Raw genomic sequence first — 19,094 nt, 5'->3', positions numbered from 1 at the left:
CACTATAGCACACATGAACAGAGCGGTTTCGATCTTCGAAATCGCTCTGTTGTCAGGTAAACAGGCGTTTGCATCAGCAAGCGGCAAATGAACAGGGGGAATGGATCATGCGTTTTGATGAAGCATATTCAGGAAAAGTCTTTATCGCGAGTCAACCGACTCACGAAGATGCAAAAGGAATTTTGTACGGCATGCCGATGGACTGGACGGTCAGTTTCCGTCCGGGTTCACGATTCGGTCCGGCACGTATCCGTGAAGTCTCACTTGGTTTAGAAGAATATAGCCCGTACTTAGATGGTGACATCGCTGACGCAAAATTGTTTGACGCCGGAGATATCCCATTACCATTCGGGAATGCACAAAAATCACTTGATATGATTGAAGAATACGTCGATTCGTTACTGACAGCAGGCAAGTTCCCGCTCGGTATGGGGGGCGAACATTTAGTCACGTGGCCAGTCGTCAAAGCGTTCGATAAACACTATGATGATTTTGTTGTGCTTCACTTTGATGCGCATACGGACTTGCGTGACGAGTACGAAGGTGAGCCGTTGTCACACTCGACGCCACTCAAGAAAATCGCGAACTTGATCGGACCGGAGAACTGCTATTCGTTCGGAATCCGTTCGGGGATGAAAGAAGAGTTCGAATGGGCGAAGACGTCAGGCTACAACCTTTTCAAATACGAGATCGTCGAGCCGCTTCGTCAAGTTCTTCCAACACTTGCCGGGAAAAAGGTCTACGTCACGATCGACATCGATGTCCTTGATCCGTCAGCAGCACCAGGAACAGGGACACAAGAAATCGGTGGGGTGACGACGAAGGAACTACTCGAAGTCGTTCACATGATTGCACGAGCAGACGTCGACGTCATCGGAGCTGATTTGGTAGAAGTATGCCCAGCGTATGATCAATCGGATATGACAGCGATCGCAGCAGCAAAAGTGTTGCGCGAGATGATGATTGGATTCATTAAATAAATAGACAAAGGAGACCAGACGTGATGTCGGTCTCTTTTGTTTTGTTCAGAAGAAGAACTGACCGACTCCGAATGCACCGAATCCGATGATCAGACTGACAGATGTCTATTGGACGACGCGTAGAACGGACGTCGCAATCTGGTGTTTAAGCAGGTGTGTGATGTTTGCCAGGATGCTCCCCCAGGTGGCAGAACCAAGAAAAATACCGATTAGAAACAAAACGGCATCCTGTCCGCTCGTCATCGGATTCAAGAACGTCAGAAGTAAAACGGACAGGTAGGCAGTTAACCGTGACGAGGCTGTATCATAACTAACCTTCTTTTCAATTGATTTGTTATGTATTTTATTTCGAAAACAAAAAGAAGGTCAGTGTGTTTTCAAAACAAGTTCATAGCACACTGAAATCTTTACACATATACGGAAGTATCTTAAGTTTAAGATGTCACCACGACGGAAATATTCTGAAGTGTAAGAACATTGGTTTGAGAGCGATGTACATTTGACAATCAGAAAGGTGGAAAAAAGATGAAGAAACTCTTATCGTTTGTGACTGCTACGTTACTGTTTGCACTATTCGTGCTTCCGGTAGGCGCAGCAGATGACGCAATGGTTCGTGTCATTCATGCTTCACCAGATGCTCCGGCAGTCGATATCGCGGTCGATGGCAAAAAAGCCGTATCAGGAGCAAAATTCAAAGATGTCACAGATTACCTCACACTACCAGCTGGCGAACATAAAGTAGAAGTATTCGCTGCAGGAACAACAAAAGATCCTGTGCTCTCTCAAACACTCAATGTGGAAGCTGGTAAATTCTATTCTGTCGCAGCAATCGGTAAACTTGCTGATATTAAACTTGCTGTCATGGAAGACAACGGCAAAGGCGAAGACGGCAAATCAATGGTCCGTGTCGCACACTTTGCACCAGATGCACCTGCTGTTGATGTCGCACCAAAAGGTGGAGACCCACTCTTTAGCAACCTTGAATTCTCAAAAGTCTCCGACTACGGTACACTCGATGCAGGTACGTATGACCTTGAAGTCCGCCCTGCAGGCGCAACGGATGTCGTCAAAGCACTTGATGGCGTCAAACTCGACAGTGGCAAAAACTATACAGCTCTCGCAATCGGTTTACTAGAAGGCGAGCCAGCGTTTGATGTTCTCTTAATTCCAGATGGCGGTGAAATGGCATCAATGCCAGATACAGGACTTGGTGGTTCTGCTGATACGACTTCTGCTACACCATGGGCAGTCGCAGCAACAGCTGCCTTGTTAGTAGGAACAGCGTATGTCGTCCGTCGTAAACAAAACGCTTAAGAGTAGTCTGCTTCTCTTACTCGTATTAGCCGGATGCCAATCGGGATCACCTCCAGGTACTACAAAGCCGGACAAACCAAAACAAACTGAAACGACGTCTTCTTCGTCCACTTCATCCGAAATGGTGGACGAAGAAGCATTCATTCCAACGCGTATTATGATTCCGACGCTCGATGTGAAAGCAAACATCGAAGTCGTCGGGAAGGATAAGCAAGGACGGATGGATGTGCCAAAAAAAACGGATCAAGTCGCGTGGTATAAATACGGTGCGAAAGCCGGTCAAACCGGAAATGTCGTATTAGCAGGACATCTAGACGATGAAAAGGGACCTGCTGTCTTTTATGATTTAGCCAAGATGAAAAAAGGGCAACGGATTGAAGTGACAGGGAAAACAGGACAACAGGTGTCATACGTGGTGACGAACGTCATGTCCTATCCTGTCGATGAAGCACCAGTCGGATCAATCTTTGGTGCGACCGTCATGAACAAACTGACGCTCATTTCATGCATTGGTACGTTTACAAACTCAAAAGGGTACGATCAACGTCTTGTCGTCACGGCAGAACAAGACAATTAAAAATGAAACAGGTCTCTCATTTCGGCTATGACCGAAAAAGAGAGACCTGTTTTTTAGTGTGTTTCTGAAGCTGCGACAAGATCCGTCGTCAGTGTCGTCAAGCCTTGCGTCGTTTTACTGATACCTTGGATCGTCTCGACGATTTGTCCAAGGTTTTCTTTATTACGACCAAACAACGTCAGTGAGTTTTCCATTTCACTCTTAACGGTTTGGATTCCTTGTTTGACTTGTTGTAATTCTTGCTGAGATGCAGTGTTGGCGCGTGTGATGTCTTCCATCTGAGTAACCAGTTGTGTAATGTTGCCATTGTTCTTTTGAATCAGACCATTGATGCTGCTACTTAATGACTTGGCATTTTCAGCAAGGTTCCGGACTTCCGTCGCTACGACAGCGAATCCTTTACCGTGTTCACCGGCGCGGGCTGCTTCAATCGAAGCATTTAACGCGAGTAAGTTCGTTTGATTGGCGATCGCTTCGATGCTTTGTGTCATCTGGACGATCTCATCCGACGTCGTTTTCAATTCGTGGATGCTTTCAAGCGAAGTACCAACTTGTTGTGTTGATTGAGCGAATTGTTGCTCCATCTGTTGCATCTGTCGTTCGTTAGCAATCGTCATTTGGACGAGTTGCTGGCTCGTCTGCTCCGTCTGATCTGTTTCTGCCAACACTTGTGAAGCACGTCGGCTCGTTTCGATGATGGCATGATCCGTATGTTCGACGGAGCTTGCGACTTCTTGACTGACACGAACGACGTCTGTCAGCAGTTGACGGCGCGACTCGTTCGCTGCCGTTACTTCATGAAGACGAGAATCGACGTACTGACTCGTTACGATTTGAGCATCTAAGTTCATCGCGTGAGTCAATGCAAGCACGGCTGTTGTCAGTTGCGCTGGGTCATGCTGATAATGTTCGACGATTTTAGGAATCAACAACGTCTGAAACGCAGCATATGAAGCGATGAACCAAGTGACGGGAACGAAGTTGTGTTTATGCGTCTGTCCCATCCGTGTCCGCATCGCAAGGAAGGATTCATCCATGTTTCCTGTCAGAAGACTCGTGAAGTAGTCTGCAAAGACTTTTTTCAATCGTTCGCGTGTCGATGATTGTTTCGCGATCGTTGCCATCTCTGGATTCAATAATAGATGGTCAAGCACTTGCTCGAGGACCTCATCTAAGATGCCTTGAACGACAGGTGCCATCGATTTAAGTGTCTGTAGCTGTTCTTCTGTATACCCCATGTATACGAGACGAGATGTAAGATCAGGATCTGCCGTCTTCGTGATGAGATGAGAATCAGGAAAGCCGATTGTAGCTTGATAAACCGAAGTAGTCTTACTTTTAAAAGGATTGCGCACGTAGTTGCCTCCAATACTCAAGATGTGAATAAAATGATGTCTGTTTCTTATCGGTTCATCTTGACGAAGCGATACTGGTTTTCGAAAAAAAGACGAGAATATTGAAAAACATTGACCGGAAACAAAAAAACTCATGGCAAGTGCCATGAGGAGAATGAAAAAAGACAGGATTAGACCGGTTGATCTTCCTGGAATGCTTTTTTGGCGTCCACGATCGAGCGCATTCGTTGAACGCAGGTCTGAACGAATTGAATATCGATGGAGGTGAAACGGGTGACAGGTCCACGAGCTGACTCGGCACTGAATGTGAAGGTTCCGAGATTCCAAAGTTCGATTTTGAATCGTTTTCCTTTGTTGTCGTCGAAGTGTTCTACGAATTCGATTTGCGGTACCATACGAACCCCTCCTTACTCCGTATATTCCCGCTTTTCAAAAAATAAAAAAGCCAAACTGCGTGTTAGAAGCAGTTTGGCATGGATGTTTAAGCAGTCGGCACATCATAGCCGATCTCTTCGATTGCATCGACGAGGCGCTCACGAGGAACGTCTTCATGCTGTACCGTCACTTGGTTTTGTTCCAGTGAGACAGTAGCATGTTGTACACCTTCGACTTCAGATAAAGCTGATTCGACACTCGCTTTACAGTGATTGCATGTCATACCGATAACAGATAACGTTGTTTCTTTCATGATGAAGTTCCTCCTTCAGATAGTGGGGTACGTTTTAATCGTAACGCATTCGTCACGACAGAGACAGAACTGAATGCCATGGCGGCGCCCGCAAGCCATGGAGCAAGCAGACCAAGAAAAGCAACAGGGATGCCGATCGTATTGTAGCCGAGTGCGAAAACGAGATTTTGACGAATGTTTTTCATTGTCTGCTCACTTAGTTCGATCGCAAGTAAAACTTGTTTTAAATCGTGTCCAAGCAACGTCACGTCGGCTGCTTCGAGGGCGACATCTGTGCCGCTGCCGAGCGCGATGCCGACGTCCGCCGTTACAAGAGCGGGAGCATCATTGATACCGTCTCCGACCATCGCGACACGTTTCGTTTGTTGAAGTGACTGAATGACATCTGCCTTTTCAACAGGTAAGACGTCAGCAAAGACGAACGCTCGATCAAGTCCGAGTTCTTCTGCTAGATGATCAGCAACTTCACGACGATCACCGGTCAAGAGATACACGTCCTTAGTCTCTCGCAACCGCTGGATTGTTTCTTTCGCTGAATCTTTTAACGCGTCACGGATGGCATATCCGGCAGCGACTTCTCCATCGACGGCGACATACACGAGTGTCGCTCCGAGTGACGTCCAGTCAGGAAGGGCGATGTTTCGTTCCTGAATCATTCGCGCTGAACCAACGATCAAATCATGGGACATGATTTGTCCTGTGATCCCACGTCCTGATTCGACATGGAACTGTTCGATATCAAAAACGACATCCCGCTCTGCTGTGATGGCACGGGCAAGAGGATGTTCGGATTGACGTTCGAGCGCGGCAGCGAAATCGAGCGCTGTCTCCGTGCCAAACGTCTCGACGACGACAGGGCGACCGACTGTCAGTGTTCCAGTCTTATCAAAGACGACAGCATCGACATGTTGGAGGTTCTCCAGTTGAGCACCACCTTTAAAGAGAATCCCTCGTTCAGCGCCTTTTCCGGTTCCGACCATGATTGAAGTTGGTGTTGCGAGTCCGAGTGCACACGGACAGGCGATAACGAGAACCGCGATGGCAGGACGAATCGCTTCTGCAAAGGAACCGGTGAACATCCACCAAGCGGCTAATGTCAGAAGCGCGATGGCGACGACGATCGGTACGAACACACCAGAAATCCGATCGGCTTGGCGCTGAATCGGCGCTTTTTCGGTCTGCGCTTGCTCGACGACGCGAATGATTTGTGCGAGAACCGTTGCTTGCCCGATCTTTGTCGCCTCGATTTGTAAGGAACCGTTCGTATTCAGCGTACCACCAATGACGGATGCGCCAACAGTCTTATGAACAGGAACGGATTCACCGGTCAACATCGACTCATCGAGATACGCATCACCTGCGCGAACAATACCGTCTGTCGGAATTTTATTTCCGGGTTTTACGAGCAACACCATCCCGGCTTGGATCGCCTCAATTGAAACGATCCGTTCCTGCCCATCTTCCAAAACGATGGCTTCTTTCGCTTGTAAGGAAAGCAGACTTTTAATCGCTCCTGTCGTCTGTTGTTTCGCACGGTCTTCGAGAACCTTCCCAAGCAAGACGAGTGTAATCAGAATCGCACTTGTCTCAAAGTAGAGGTGTGGCATATCAGAGACGAACAGCATTTCAGCAACGGAATAGAAGTAGGCTGCCGATGTCCCGAGCGCGACAAGGACATCCATGTTAGCACTCCCGCTCCGTAAGCTTTTATAAGCCCCGCTATAAAAGGGCGCACCGATGATGAATTGAACCGGTGTCGCTAAAGCAAATTGTAGCCACGGATTCATCAAAAATGGAAGATGGAATGGACTATTCGGAATATGTGTCAGCATGCTCGCGAGCAAAGGGAGCGAAAGAACGGCTGCGATGACGAAGCGATACAGCATCCGACGATTCGATTTTGTTGCGTGTGGTGCTTGTTTGACCGTGGCCTCGTAGCCGATTTTGCGAATTTTTTCGATAATCGCTTGATCATCATAGGCATCAGAAATCGAGACACGAGCCGTCTCGAGTGGTAAGTTGACCGTTGCTTCGACGCCGTCCATCCGGTTCAGGACTTTTTCAATCCGAGCGGAACAGGCGGCACATGTCATCCCTTCAATATCAAACTCAATCGTTTTTGACATCAGAAAACCCTCCTTACTTTTTCAGACGGGCAATGACTGCCATCAACTCATCGACGTAAGCGTCCGTACTGTCTTGACGAGTCGCGACCTCATGCATGCACATCTTGACGTGGCGTTCGATGATTTGTAGTTCGACCTGTCGAAGTGCTGCTTGAATCGATGCGGTTTGCGTCAAAATGTCGATACAATACCGGTCTTCAGAAACCATGTTGGCAATCCCGCGGACTTGTCCTTCGATACGCTTTAATCGTTTCATTAAAGCGTCTTGTTCTTCATGTGTTCGTGGGACGACAGGGTGATCGTGTGCCATAGTCGTGCCTCCTTTAGTAATCTTGTTGTTATCTTTACTCTAACATATAGGTATGGGGGGTACCAGTATATAGCTCAAAAAATAAAAAAAGCAGTCGCGAGCGGCGACTGCTTTTGCACTTATTGATTGGAGACTTGCGGTTTGACGATCGTTTCGTTCAATGAGCGTTGATCGCTAATGATGTCTTCAGCTTGTTTCGCCCGTTTAATGAAGAAGGCGAGGACGAATGCTAGACCAGCAATGAACGTCGAGATGAAGAATGCATAGTTGATTCCGTCAAGCGTCGCTTGCATCGTAATCTGCTGTTTTAAAGCAGCAGCTGCTTCAGCTGTCGGTTGACTTGTCATGTTCTTCGCCGCTTCGGCCGCGAGCTCTGTGCCACGAGTCTTAGCATGCGTTGACATGATCGTAACAAGCAACGCCGTTCCGATTGCACCAGATACTTGTTGCAACGTATTGTTCATCGCTGTGCCGTGTGGATAATAGCGTGTTGGTAACTGATTCAAACCGTTCGTTGAGACCGGCATCATGACCATTGACATCCCGAACATCCGTAACGAATACAGGATGATCAGATGGGTATACGTCGTATCCATCTCAAGTTGACTGAAGTAATAACTCGTGACGACTGTGATGAACAAACCAGTCAATGCAAGAGGACGACCACCGATTTTGTCAAACAGCTTCCCGTTGATCGGTGACATGACGGCCATCAAGATGGCACCCGGTAACAGCATGAGACCCGCATCAAGTGGTGAAATACCGCGAATCGTCTGGACATAGATCGGAAGCAATAACATGCCCGAGAACATCGCCATCGTGACGACCATCGAGATCGCAGAAGACAAGGCGAACATCGGGTAACGATAAATCTTGAAGTTGAGCATCGGACGTTCCATATGCAGCTGACGATAAATGAATGTCACGAGTGCGATGACCCCGACGATCAGTGCTCCATAGACGTGGAAACTATCCCAACCTTTAGAGCCAGCAGAACTGAATCCGTACAATAAGCCACCGAAACCAAGTGACGAAAGTGCAACGGAAGTCAGATCGATCCGAGTCGCAGACCGTTCCTTGACGTCACGAAGCAAGAAGAAACCAGCGACGAGAACGATTAAGGCGATTGGTGTGATGAAGTGGAACAGCATCCGCCAATCATAGTGCTCGATGATCCAACCGGATAACGTTGGTCCGATCGCTGGAGCCCCCATCATAATCAATCCGAAGAAGCCCATCGCAGTCCCGCGTTTTTCAATCGGGAAACTGACGAGCATGACGTTCATCAGTAGCGGCATCATGATGGCAGAACCCGACGCTTGAATCATCCGTCCTGCGAGCAACACAGGGAAGACGTCTGCGAATCCGGCAAGAATCGTTCCGGTCGAGAAGAGAGTCATCGCGAGTAAGAACAAGCGACGAACCGAATACTTTTGAATCAAGAAAGCAGATGTCGGAATCAAGACACCATTGACGAGCATGAAACCAGTCGACAGCCATTGAGCAGTAGCTGGTTCGATCGCTAGATCCTTCATGATTGAAGGAAGGGCGATGTTGAGCAAGGTATTATTTAAGAAAGCGATGAATGCCCCGATCATCAAAACGGCGAGGATGCCGTAAGGAGCTCGAGCTGTGTGAGTTGCACTTTGTTGCATGAATATCCTCCTAACTAAACTAACGGTACAGATTTCTATACGGTCGTTCTATCTGTAGTTTATCTTAATCCGATTTAGTTCGAATTACAAATAATAATAGCTAAGAAAGGTAATTTTATTTTTTATGTAGTTTTGAAAGCGTTTTTCTAAATGAGGAAAATGATTCGTAGGAAATAAAAAAGCGCAATCCTTCTCGTTAGAGGAAAATTGCGCTTTGTCTTCAGTTTGAAACAGCCAGAAGCTTGTTTCATAGTTAGCGTTACTGAACGTTCGTTTCGAGTGCATCCTTTGTAATGTCGTAGTGAGATGCTGTCCAGACAGATTTGCCGTCCTGAATGAAAAGAACTTGTGGCGACTCATGTCGGACATTATAGTGTTCAGCGATGTGATTCGATAAGGTCCGAGCTTCTTGGACGAAGAGATATGCTGTCGGAACAGAGGTTTCATCCGCGAACTTCGTATACTCTGAGAATCCTGCGGCACTGATCGGACATGTCGTACTGTGTTTGCAAATCACGAAAGCGCTATGTTCGGACGCAAATTGATCAAAATCAGAAATAGACTGCAGTTTACGTGGTTGTGTCATAATATATCACCCTCCATACGTCCGGAGACGTTCACTTAACTTTAGATTTTCCCGGTAATCGACCGGACAGTCAATCAATACGGGTCCATCGCTCGCGAAAGCTTGATCAAGACAATGGGCAAGCGAACCGTGTTCACCGACGCGAAGTCCAAGCGCACCGAAAGCATGAGCCAGTTGAACGAGATCCGGATTATCAAAGGTGATGTACGATGATTTTCCATATGCTTGTTGTTGTTTCCATTCGATGAGACCATATGTCCCGTCTCGCCAAATTAATACGACGAGTGGCAGCTTCAAACGAACGGCGGTCTCGAGGTCCTGACCGTTCATAAGAAAAGCTCCGTCTCCAGCGGCGCAGACGATACGTCGGTCGGGGTAGAGAAGTTTGGCTGCGAGTGCACTCGATAAACCATAGCCCATTGAAGCAAACCCATTCGAAATGAACAATTGATCTGGATGTGTCGTTTGATAATGGCGAGCGAGCCAGACTTTATGTGCTCCGACATCCGAGAAAACCATTCCGGCTTCACCAACCGTCCGTTCGAGCTCACGAACGATGCTTTGAGGATGTAAAGGGAGCGCGAGGGAATATGTTTCTTGAATCTCTTGACGCAACTTATCGCGATTCCGTTGCCAACCGTTCCAGGAACGCTTTGGAAGCAGTGGTGTCAAAACGGTCAATACATCTGAAAGATTGCCGACTAGATTTGCAACGACTGGATAGTAGGCATCGATTTCGTGAAGGTTCGTATCCAGATGAACGACCGGCGTCTTTTTCGGATTCCATTTTTCCGGGGGCAGTTCCGTGATGTCATAACCAATCGTAATGATTAAATCACTCGCATCAAGAATTCGTTGGTTGTAATCAACATCCGGCAAACCGATCGTATGCGCGGCAAGCGGATGTTGTGAGGAGATGGAGCCTTTTCCCATCATTGTCTCGACGACCGGAGCATCCAGCTGTTCGACGAATGCCCGAAACGCCTCAAGTGCGTGTTGACGGTGAATCCCGAAACCGGCAATGATGACAGGACGTTGCGATCGCTCGATCAATCGTAAAACGTCCGGATCATCAATCGTCAACGGATGAAGATATGTCGGAGCACTGTCGTTTTTGACAGGAGTCACAGGTTGATCTCGTTCTTGTTTTGCGACGTCTTCTGGGAAAGAGATATGCGTCGCTCCCGGCTTTTCGCTCTGTGCCGTCGCAAAGGCACGACGGACGATTTCCGGAATCACTTCTGGTGTCAGAACGGACGTACTTGACTTCGTGACCGGACGATATAGATCAACGAGATCAAACATTTGATGCGACGCTTTATGTTGCCGTGATAGTGCTCCTTGTCCTGTGATGGCAACGACAGGAGAATGGTCCATCGTTGCACTCGCAATTCCCGTCATCATGTTAGTCGCACCAGGACCAAGCGTCGATAAGCAGACACCCGGTCGTCCACTCAGGCGACCGAACATCGCTGCCATGAACGCAGCGTTCGTTTCGTGACGCGTCGTGATGAACGTGATCGACGAACGACTAAGTGATTCGAGCAATGTGATGTTCTCTTCACCGGGAACACCGAAGATATGCGTGACTCCCTCTGCCTCTAAACATTGGACGAACCAATCCGCCGCGTTCATGCTAGTCCACCGATTGAGATGTATTTTGTCTCGAGATACGCTTCGAGTCCTTCACTACCGCCTTCGCGTCCAAGACCGGATTGTTTCATTCCACCAAATGGTGCTTGTGCAGCAGAAGGAACCCCATCATTCCAGCCGACGATTCCATAATCAAGCCCTTCGATCGCACGAATGGCACGCGCGTAATCCTTCGTAAAGACGTATGAAGCGAGACCGAATGGTGTCTGGTTGGCGTAACGAACCGCTTCTTCATCAGAACTGACACGCTGGACGGGAGCGACAGGTCCGAACGTCTCCTCGTTCATGATCAACATGCCGGGTTTTACGTCAGCGAGCACGGTTGCTTCATAATAATAGACATCGTTCTCCTCGTCCGTTGTTCCTGTTCCACCCGTGACGACACGAGCACCGGCTGAAGTAGCGTCATCAACATGTTTTTTAACTTTATCGTAACCCGCTTTATTAATCATTGGACCGATCTTTGTTTCGGCATCCAGACCGTTCCCGGTTTTCAATTTTGCCGTCTCCTGACCGAGTTTTTCAACGAACGCGTCATAAATCGAATCAGATACATAGATCCGGTTTCCGCAGACACACGTCTGTCCGCCGTTTCGGAATTTCGACTTGATCGTCTCCGCAACAGCTAAATCGAGATCGCAATCATCAAAGACGAGAATCGGTGCATGTCCGCCGAGTTCAAGCGACATCGCTTTGATCGTCTCTGCTCCTTGAGCCATCAGTGTCCGTCCGACTTCGGTCGAACCAGTGAAGGTGATCTTATCGACATGCGGATGTGTCGCGAGTGATTCACCGAGTGCTTTCCCGCTACCTGTAACGGCATTGACGACGCCTTCTGGAATCCCGACTTCCTGACAAAGTTCAAGTAAACGAAGTGCTGTTAATGGAGTCGCGGTGGGTGGTTTGATGACGAACGTACATCCGGCAACGAGAGCCGGAGCCAATTTTCGGGTAATCATGGCTGCTGGGAAATTCCATGGTGTGATCGCGGCGACGACACCAACCGGTTGTTTGATGACTTGAAGTCTTTTAGAAGCATCGTGTGTCGGTATGACACGTCCGTATGCCCGTTTTCCTTCCTCTGCGAACCATTTGACGAAGTTTGCCGCATACTGGACTTCACCTTCTGATTCAGCTAGCGGTTTTCCCATCTCAAGCGTCATTAACCGGGCGAGTTCATCTTTTTTCTCGATCATTTTGGCATAGAGTTTTTCCAAGAGTTCAGCGCGTTCATATACTGTCCGCTTCGACCATTCTGGAAAAGCCTTCCGTGCTGCTTCGACAGCATCATTGACGTCTGATTTTGTTCCGTTTGGTACACTACCGACGACTTCTCCGGTTGCTGGATTCGTGACATCTGTCCGTTCTCGTCCGTGATCCAGCCATTGTCCACCAATAAAGAATTGTCCCTTCATCTTGAAAATCCCCCTTTTTTACGTGCATTGGTTAGGGTATACCCGAACGAATAAAAAAAGATTCATTTTGGAAAGGAAAGGTTATGCAAAAAGGTAGAAATTGACCGATAAACAGTGTAGGATGATTCAGTAAATGTAATGTAAATTCAACTGAAATATTCGATGTAAACGAAGAGTGATCCCCATTGATGTGAAATGGTGAAATCATCCTCGAGACATTGACTTTAAAAGTGGATTTGATAAGATAAAAGTAAAGGGTTTGCGCAATCGGTTGCGCAAAACAAAATGAAGGACGAACAAATATACCTAACTCCTACTAATGACTCACCTACGAGAGGATTTCTAACACATGACACAAATGATACCGCGCCCTGAGACGGCCCAACAAACAATTACACGAGCTTGGTGGAAAGAAGCAGTAGCATACCAAATCTATCCACGCAGCTTTTATGACGCAAATAACGATGGAATCGGCGATATTCCGGGTATCATCGCAAAACTGGATTACTTGAAGGATCTTGGCGTCGACGTTTTGTGGATTTGTCCGATGTTCAAGTCACCGAACGATGATAACGGATATGACATCAGTGACTATGAAGACATTATGGATGAGTTCGGAACAATGGCAGACTTCGATCTCTTAATGGAAGAAGCGCATAAACGAGACATCAAAGTGTTACTTGATCTCGTCGTCAACCACACATCTGATGAACATCCATGGTTCCTTGAATCGCGTTCGTCAAAAGACAACGAGAAACGCGATTGGTACATCTGGAAAGATGCGATCAATGGAGGAGAACCGAACAACTGGGAAAGTATCTTCGGTGGATCAGCATGGGAATATGACGAGAAGACTGAGCAATACTTCCTGCACGTCTTCTCCCGTCGTCAGCCAGACTTGAACTGGCAAAACCGCGATATGCGTCAAGCGGTCTATACAATGATCAACTGGTGGCTTGATAAAGGCATCGATGGTTTCCGAATCGATGCGATCAGTCACATCAACAAGGATCAGTCGTTCGGCGATCTCCCGAACCCACTTGGTATGCCGTATGTGCCGTCGTTTGACATGCATATGAACGTCGAAGGCATCCATGCGTATCTTGAAGAGCTAAAGGATGAGACATTCTCGAAATACGACATCATGACTGTTGGGGAAGCAAACGGCGTCTCGCCGGAAGAAGCAGACCTTTGGGTCGGAGAAGAGAACGGCAAGATGAACATGGTCTTCCAGTTCGAGCACATGGATCTCTGGCGCGCAGATGCGGAAAAAGGCGTCGACGTCGTCAAACTGAAACAAGTGCTGACGAAGTGGCAAAAAGGACTTGAAGCAACCGGTTGGAATGCGTTGTACCTCGAAAACCACGATAAGGTTCGTTCGGTCTCCCTTTGGGGTGACGAGGAACAGTACTGGAAAGAGAGCGCGAAGTCGCTTGCGATGATGTATTTCTTCATGCAAGGCACACCGTTCATCTATCAAGGTCAGGAAATCGGGATGACGAACGTTCAGTTCCCGGATATTTCGGATTATGATGACGTCGCGACGAAAAACATGTATGAGATGCAACTCGCTTCCGGGAAGACACATGAGGAAATCATGGAAGTCATCTGGAACTCGTCCCGCGATAACTCACGCACACCGATGCAATGGACGAACGAGCAAAATGGTGGCTTCTCGAATCAATCCCCATGGTTCGGTGTTAACCCGAACTACGCGGACATCAATGTCGCGTCACAAGAACAAGACGAAGACTCGATTTTGAACTTCTATAAACGAATGATTCAAATCCGTAAGATGGAAGAGACATTGATTTATGGTGCGTATGATCTCATCTTACCGGAAGATACGAAAGTCTATGCCTATACACGGACGCTTGGTGACGAACAGTTCTTGATCGTTACGAACTTAAAAGGCGAAACAGCAGAAATCGATACGGATATCATCTTGCATTCGGATAATATGTTGCTTGGCAACTATCCGACGATGCACCACGAAGGAACAGAACTGGAACTTCGTCCATTCGAAGCTCGTCTGTACCGTGTGCGCTAATATGTTTTGAACGGATTCGAAGTACATCGAATCCGTTTTTTTGTTGTGCGTAAGCAGAAGATGCATCAGACGAAAAAATCGTGTACGCTAAACGATGAGGTGATAGAAGTGAAACCAGTAAAGTACTCGGTGTCATTACGACAGGTGACGACGATTGAAGATGGTCCGATGCGTGAATCGGTCGAACTTGAGGCGGACGGCACGTTGTTCGAAACAAAGGATGGTTTTGCCGTGAAATTCGTTCAACCGGATGAACAACCGATTGATACGACGATCAAATGGTCAAAAGACCAGATCGCCCTGAATCGCAAAGGTCCTGTTGCGATGCATCATGTCTTCATTTTAAAAGAGACGACTAAAAGCCAGTATGGCAGTCAGTTCGGTCAAATGTTGATGGAGACAGACACGGAGACGATTGAGATGAAACCGCAGCAGATGAAGTTTCGCTATACATTAAAAATGAATGGACAAGCAGTCGGTACGTATACGATTGATTTAACTTGGAAACGGAGTGAGACGAATGGCATTTGAACAAACAGTACGTCAAATGGAACAGATGTTGGAAGAGGAATGGTTCGAGTGGCTCGAGAACGATGAGCCGCGCTACAACGAATGGCGTGATCAACTCGAAGGACTCGCAGAGCAGGTCATCACGGAATACAATCCGAAGGTCGATCCGGAGTCAATCGATACGCTACTTTTAATCAATGAAGAATTACCTGTCTTATACGGTGAAGATACCGTCATGCTGTATACAGCGCTTTTGAAAGCACGTCAGGAAGACGATCAAGTATATGAGCGTTACTTGACGATCCTGGGTGCGTTTGCGGACGAACAGCATCCAGCGATCCGTGAAGTCGAAAAGTTAGTCGCGAAAAAGGATTATAAAAATGCCTTCGCACGTGCAGTCCGTCTGCCACAGTCGCTCGGTCTAGAATAAACAATCAGTGGACCATCTTGTTTTAGACAAGGTGGTCTTTTTAGGAGGAAGCGTCATGTATCCACTCTATCGAATCATCGTCGCGATCATCCGGAAGGGCGATCAACTGCTCATTGTCAACAATCAATCGGGTCAGGACAATCGGTGGAGCTTACCCGGTGGACAGATTGAAGCTGGGGAGACACTCGAGCAAGCACTTCGTCGTGAGGTTGCTGAAGAGACTGGCTTGGCAGTCACATCATCGTCGTTTGCCTTCTTGACGGAGAACTTCATGCCAACTTATCAAGCGCACAGTCTCGTCACTTATTTTGATTGCGAGGTGAGCGGAGTACTCGATCCGAATGATCCTGATGAAGAAATTAGCGAGACGAAGTGGATCAATCAAAGGGAGCTAACGGAATACATCACAAGTGAGGATGTCCGTCTTCCGTTATATACATACTTAACAGAACAACACAAAGGTTATTATATGTTTGAAGAGATGAAGTGGTAAGCAAAAAGAACGGATCATCCTTATAAAGGAGTGTATCCGTTCTTTTGCTTAGAATGTCCTATTAGACGAAGGAAATCTTGCTAAGCATGTCTATCGAACAATCGCACGTGACAATTTACTTTTAATAGATTCAACTCATTTTTTAAATCATATTGAGCCAATCAATCGAAAGAGAATTTATTTAAAAATTTATGAATGAATAGTCATTCATTATATGCTATACTCATTTCAACACAACTGCTTTAGGGGGAAAGGGGTTTGTTCGAACATGAATACGTTTTTAATCATTAACTGGATTGCCTTCCTACTCGTCATCGGTTATGCAGGCTATCTGTTCACATCACTCGTCAAAAGTCGTTATGCCGCCATTAAACGGGGGAAAAAGGCGGAATGGACGCTGACGAATAAAGAACGACTAGACGCAGTTTTAGTTAACGTCTTTGGTCAAAAGAAACTATTAAAAGATAAGAAAAGTGGCGCCATCCACGTCATGATGTTCTATGGATTCTTACTCGTTCAATTCGGAGCGATTGATTTTATCTGGAAAGGACTTGCCGTTGGTCAGCGTTTTCCGCATGTCCCGCTCGGTCCACTTTATCCATTTTTTACATTCTTTCAAGAGATCGTCATGCTCGTCATCTTGATTGCCGTCGTCTGGGGTTTTTATCGCCGGTATGTCGAGAAGCTCGTCCGTCTGAAGCGAAATTTCTTAGCAGGTCTTGCCTTGATCTTCATCGGTGGCTTGATGGTTGCCGTCCTCTTCGGAAATGGATTCTTCCTTGTCTATGAGAACCACTCGACGCTCGGTGAACCCGTCGCTTCAAGCATTGCGTTCTTATTCGGCTGGGTACCGAAATCGGTCGCTTTCGGATTATTCGTCTTCTTCTGGTGGGCACATCTTTTGTTCCTACTTAGCTTCATGGTCTACATCCCACAAGGTAAGCATGCGCACTTGATTGCCGGTACAGCAAACGTCTGGCTCGGGCGGACATCGAAGGTTGGTCGTTTGGCACCGATTGATCTATCCGTCATGGAAGAAGCAGAAGACGACGAAGCGGAATTCAGCTTCGGGGTCAATCGGATTGAAGATTTCAATCAAAAGCAACTCGTTGATCTATATGCCTGCGTCGAGTGCGGTCGCTGTACGAACATGTGCCCAGCAAGCGGAACTGGGAAGATGTTGTCACCGATGGATTTGATCGTTAAATTACGGGACCATCTTAATATGAAAACGGCAGCCATCACACAACGTTCACCATGGGCACCTGCTTTTGCGTTCGAAGGATCGCAAGGAAATCAAATTGCCGCGCTCGCAGCAGCCGGACAGATGGATATCGTCCCGGATTCATTGATTGGGAACGTCATTACGGAAGAAGAAATTTGGGCGTGTACGACGTGCCGAAACTGTGAGGATCAGTGTCCGGTCATGAACGAACATGTTGATAAAATCATCGACCTCCGTCGCCATCTCGTCATGATGGAAGGCAAGATGGATCCGGAAATGCAGCGGACGATGGCAAACATCGAACGTCAAGGTAATCCGTGGGGGATGAACCGAAAAGAGCGCGAAAACTGGCGGAAAAACCGTGATGAACTCGTCGTTCCGACAGCGAAAGAAAAGAAGAAAGCAGGCGAAGAGTTCGAGTACCTGTTCTGGGTCGGGGCGATGGGATCGTACGATAACCGGAGTCAAAAAATCGCTATGGCGTTTGCGCGTATTCTGAACGAGGCAAATATCTCGTTTGCGATTCTCGGAAACGATGAGAAGAACTCGGGCGATACACCACGTCGAATCGGTAACGAAGTCTTGTTCCAAGAACTCGCGGAAGCAAACATCAAATCATTTGAGAAGTATGGCGTCAAAAAGATCGTCACGATTGATCCGCATGCCTACAATACATTCAAAAATGAGTACCCAGACTTCGGACTCAGTCTGGATGTCGAAGTCTATCACCATACCGAATTGCTCGCTCGTCTGATTGATGAGAAACGCATCACACCGTTACATGAAGTTAAGGAGCGGGTCGTCTATCACGATTCGTGTTACCTCGGTCGATACAATGATATTTACGACGCACCGCGTTATATTCTCGAGAAGATTCCAGGCATCACTCTCGTCGAGACAGAACGTAACCGTGAAAAAGGCATGTGTTGTGGTGCTGGTGGCGGCATGATGTGGCAAGAAGAAAAAGTTGGTGCACGTGTCAACGTCGCGCGGACGGAACAATTGTTGACCGTCCAACCATCCGTCATCGGGTCAGCATGTCCGTACTGTTTGACGATGCTTAGTGACGGTACGAAGGCGAAGGAAGTGGATGAAGCGGTCGCCACGTATGATGTCGTCGAATTATTAGAACGCTCGATCGTTGGTATAGCGGTCGAAGAGCCAATTGCCACAGTTTAAAATTAGAAGTGTATAAACGATTATTCTCGTATCAACGGGAGTAATCGTTTTTTTATTAAAAGCATGACGTTTTACTGTACGGTTTTGACATGATAAAATAAAAGAACTAACTATGGCAAGGAGGTGAGAATCTTTTGGGAAGGCGTTACTTCGAATCGGTCAGGTCGCGGAGACCACCGGCTTATCAAAACGAACGATTGATTACTACACATCACTCGGTCTCTTAACATCAGAGCGTACTGCATCGGGCTACCGTTTGTATGACGAATCGGTCATTCATCAAATCGAAAAGATTGAATATTTGAAGTCTCAACGGCTTTCCCTGCAAGAGATTCTTGCTTCTTTTACGGAACGAGAACAAAAAACAGGAGAGACGATTTATCAGGAAGTACAACAATTACAGACGACGGTTGAAGGACTCGAGCAACGTTTGTTGCAGTCGACGGAAGTCGAAAAACAAGCGATTCGCTTAGAACTGTCCCGGCGTCTGACATTGATTGCTTCTCTGATTGCACAGCTTTAATACAAAACAATGGAGGTGACCCCTG

The 19,094-nt window shown here is 47.2% G+C and carries 18 protein-coding genes; 9 read left to right on the top strand and 9 right to left on the bottom strand.

Going from position 1 to position 19,094, the window contains the following annotated elements:
* Window positions 1-107: 107 nt before the first annotated feature.
* The 3 genes from speB (at window position 108) to B3S86_RS01050 (ending at window position 2,871) form a co-directional block, all read left to right on the top strand.
* A complete protein-coding gene (gene speB / locus B3S86_RS01060; protein ID WP_023466800.1) occupies window positions 108-980 on the top strand; it encodes an agmatinase in 873 nt (290 codons plus the stop codon).
* Window positions 981-1,505: 525 nt separating this feature from the next.
* Window positions 1,506-2,294 carry a DUF4397 domain-containing protein gene (locus B3S86_RS01055; protein WP_290748271.1) on the top strand — a complete coding sequence of 263 codons (789 nt, stop codon included), beginning with the start codon at window positions 1,506-1,508 and terminating at the stop codon, window positions 2,292-2,294.
* Window positions 2,266-2,871 (top strand): class F sortase, encoded by a 606-nt coding sequence (locus B3S86_RS01050; protein WP_290748268.1) that lies wholly within the window; start codon window positions 2,266-2,268, stop codon window positions 2,869-2,871. The genes B3S86_RS01055 and B3S86_RS01050 overlap by 29 nt, the downstream gene beginning before the upstream one ends.
* 53 nt (window positions 2,872-2,924) lie before the next feature.
* Here the strand turns inward: B3S86_RS01050 and B3S86_RS01045 are convergent, their stop codons facing one another.
* The 9 genes from B3S86_RS01045 to B3S86_RS01005 form a co-directional block, all read right to left on the bottom strand.
* Window positions 2,925-4,226, bottom strand: coding sequence for a globin-coupled sensor protein (locus tag B3S86_RS01045; RefSeq protein ID WP_290748264.1), 1,302 nt, complete (start codon window positions 4,224-4,226; stop codon window positions 2,925-2,927).
* 170 nt (window positions 4,227-4,396) lie between these two features.
* Window positions 4,397-4,621 (bottom strand): hypothetical protein, encoded by a 225-nt coding sequence (locus B3S86_RS01040; RefSeq protein WP_035411332.1) that lies wholly within the window; start codon window positions 4,619-4,621, stop codon window positions 4,397-4,399.
* 86 nt (window positions 4,622-4,707) lie between these two features.
* The gene (locus B3S86_RS01035; protein ID WP_023466808.1) at window positions 4,708-4,914 is read right to left on the bottom strand and encodes a heavy-metal-associated domain-containing protein; all 207 of its coding nucleotides are present in this window, start codon (window positions 4,912-4,914) and stop codon (window positions 4,708-4,710) included.
* A complete protein-coding gene (locus B3S86_RS01030; protein WP_290748261.1) occupies window positions 4,911-7,040 on the bottom strand; it encodes a heavy metal translocating P-type ATPase in 2,130 nt (709 codons plus the stop codon). Before B3S86_RS01030 ends, B3S86_RS01035 begins: the two co-directional genes overlap by 4 nt.
* Window positions 7,041-7,053: 13 nt before the next feature.
* Window positions 7,054-7,350 carry a metal-sensitive transcriptional regulator gene (locus tag B3S86_RS01025; protein WP_035411326.1) on the bottom strand — a complete coding sequence of 99 codons (297 nt, stop codon included), beginning with the start codon at window positions 7,348-7,350 and terminating at the stop codon, window positions 7,054-7,056.
* A gap of 119 nt (window positions 7,351-7,469) precedes the next feature.
* On the bottom strand, window positions 7,470-9,005 hold the full coding sequence (locus B3S86_RS01020) for a DHA2 family efflux MFS transporter permease subunit (RefSeq protein WP_290748258.1): 1,536 nt from the start codon (window positions 9,003-9,005) through the stop codon (window positions 7,470-7,472).
* A gap of 259 nt (window positions 9,006-9,264) precedes the next feature.
* Window positions 9,265-9,591 (bottom strand): bacillithiol system redox-active protein YtxJ, encoded by a 327-nt coding sequence (gene ytxJ, locus B3S86_RS01015; protein ID WP_035411320.1) that lies wholly within the window; start codon window positions 9,589-9,591, stop codon window positions 9,265-9,267.
* 6 nt (window positions 9,592-9,597) lie between these two features.
* Window positions 9,598-11,226 carry an acetolactate synthase large subunit gene (locus tag B3S86_RS01010; RefSeq protein WP_290748253.1) on the bottom strand — a complete coding sequence of 543 codons (1,629 nt, stop codon included), beginning with the start codon at window positions 11,224-11,226 and terminating at the stop codon, window positions 9,598-9,600.
* Complete coding sequence (locus tag B3S86_RS01005) at window positions 11,223-12,659, bottom strand: NAD-dependent succinate-semialdehyde dehydrogenase (protein ID WP_035411314.1); 1,437 nt, start codon at window positions 12,657-12,659, stop codon at window positions 11,223-11,225. The genes B3S86_RS01010 and B3S86_RS01005 overlap by 4 nt, the downstream gene beginning before the upstream one ends.
* Before the next feature lie 349 nt (window positions 12,660-13,008).
* On the opposite strand from B3S86_RS01005, the gene B3S86_RS01000 reads away from it, so the two are divergent.
* From B3S86_RS01000 to B3S86_RS00975, 6 genes are all read left to right on the top strand, one after another.
* Window positions 13,009-14,709, top strand: a complete 1,701-nt coding sequence (locus tag B3S86_RS01000) for a glycoside hydrolase family 13 protein (protein ID WP_056064035.1) — start codon at window positions 13,009-13,011, stop codon at window positions 14,707-14,709.
* A gap of 108 nt (window positions 14,710-14,817) precedes the next feature.
* Window positions 14,818-15,240, top strand: a complete 423-nt coding sequence (locus tag B3S86_RS00995) for a DUF1934 domain-containing protein (RefSeq protein WP_231496909.1) — start codon at window positions 14,818-14,820, stop codon at window positions 15,238-15,240.
* Window positions 15,230-15,649, top strand: a complete 420-nt coding sequence (locus tag B3S86_RS00990) for a hypothetical protein (protein WP_050677289.1) — start codon at window positions 15,230-15,232, stop codon at window positions 15,647-15,649. Before B3S86_RS00995 ends, B3S86_RS00990 begins: the two co-directional genes overlap by 11 nt.
* A gap of 55 nt (window positions 15,650-15,704) precedes the next feature.
* Window positions 15,705-16,142 (top strand): NUDIX hydrolase, encoded by a 438-nt coding sequence (locus B3S86_RS00985; protein ID WP_056064029.1) that lies wholly within the window; start codon window positions 15,705-15,707, stop codon window positions 16,140-16,142.
* Window positions 16,143-16,410: 268 nt separating this feature from the next.
* Window positions 16,411-18,546, top strand: coding sequence for a (Fe-S)-binding protein (locus B3S86_RS00980; protein WP_290748243.1), 2,136 nt, complete (start codon window positions 16,411-16,413; stop codon window positions 18,544-18,546).
* 154 nt (window positions 18,547-18,700) lie between these two features.
* On the top strand, window positions 18,701-19,069 hold the full coding sequence (locus B3S86_RS00975) for a MerR family transcriptional regulator (protein WP_035411297.1): 369 nt from the start codon (window positions 18,701-18,703) through the stop codon (window positions 19,067-19,069).
* Window positions 19,070-19,094: the final 25 nt, after the last annotated feature.

The organism is Exiguobacterium sp. UBA3968, from assembly GCF_002385115.1.
In the GTDB taxonomy this organism is placed as follows: domain Bacteria; phylum Bacillota; class Bacilli; order Exiguobacteriales; family Exiguobacteriaceae; genus Exiguobacterium_A.
This window is presented reverse-complemented; position numbering and strand designations above follow the sequence as displayed.

Coding starts and splice junctions, on each gene's coding strand:
- speB (WP_023466800.1), top strand. CDS start 108: ATGCGTTTTGATGAAGCATATTCAGGAAAAGTCTTTATCGCGAGTCAA.
- B3S86_RS01055 (WP_290748271.1), top strand. CDS start 1,506: ATGAAGAAACTCTTATCGTTTGTGACTGCTACGTTACTGTTTGCACTA.
- B3S86_RS01050 (WP_290748268.1), top strand. CDS start 2,266: ATGTCGTCCGTCGTAAACAAAACGCTTAAGAGTAGTCTGCTTCTCTTA.
- B3S86_RS01040 (WP_035411332.1), bottom strand. CDS start 4,621: ATGGTACCGCAAATCGAATTCGTAGAACACTTCGACGACAACAAAGGA.
- B3S86_RS01035 (WP_023466808.1), bottom strand. CDS start 4,914: ATGAAAGAAACAACGTTATCTGTTATCGGTATGACATGCAATCACTGT.
- B3S86_RS01030 (WP_290748261.1), bottom strand. CDS start 7,040: ATGTCAAAAACGATTGAGTTTGATATTGAAGGGATGACATGTGCCGCC.
- B3S86_RS01025 (WP_035411326.1), bottom strand. CDS start 7,350: ATGGCACACGATCACCCTGTCGTCCCACGAACACATGAAGAACAAGAC.
- B3S86_RS01020 (WP_290748258.1), bottom strand. CDS start 9,005: ATGCAACAAAGTGCAACTCACACAGCTCGAGCTCCTTACGGCATCCTC.
- ytxJ (WP_035411320.1), bottom strand. CDS start 9,591: ATGACACAACCACGTAAACTGCAGTCTATTTCTGATTTTGATCAATTT.
- B3S86_RS01010 (WP_290748253.1), bottom strand. CDS start 11,226: ATGAACGCGGCGGATTGGTTCGTCCAATGTTTAGAGGCAGAGGGAGTC.
- B3S86_RS01005 (WP_035411314.1), bottom strand. CDS start 12,659: ATGAAGGGACAATTCTTTATTGGTGGACAATGGCTGGATCACGGACGA.
- B3S86_RS01000 (WP_056064035.1), top strand. CDS start 13,009: ATGACACAAATGATACCGCGCCCTGAGACGGCCCAACAAACAATTACA.
- B3S86_RS00990 (WP_050677289.1), top strand. CDS start 15,230: ATGGCATTTGAACAAACAGTACGTCAAATGGAACAGATGTTGGAAGAG.
- B3S86_RS00985 (WP_056064029.1), top strand. CDS start 15,705: ATGTATCCACTCTATCGAATCATCGTCGCGATCATCCGGAAGGGCGAT.
- B3S86_RS00980 (WP_290748243.1), top strand. CDS start 16,411: ATGAATACGTTTTTAATCATTAACTGGATTGCCTTCCTACTCGTCATC.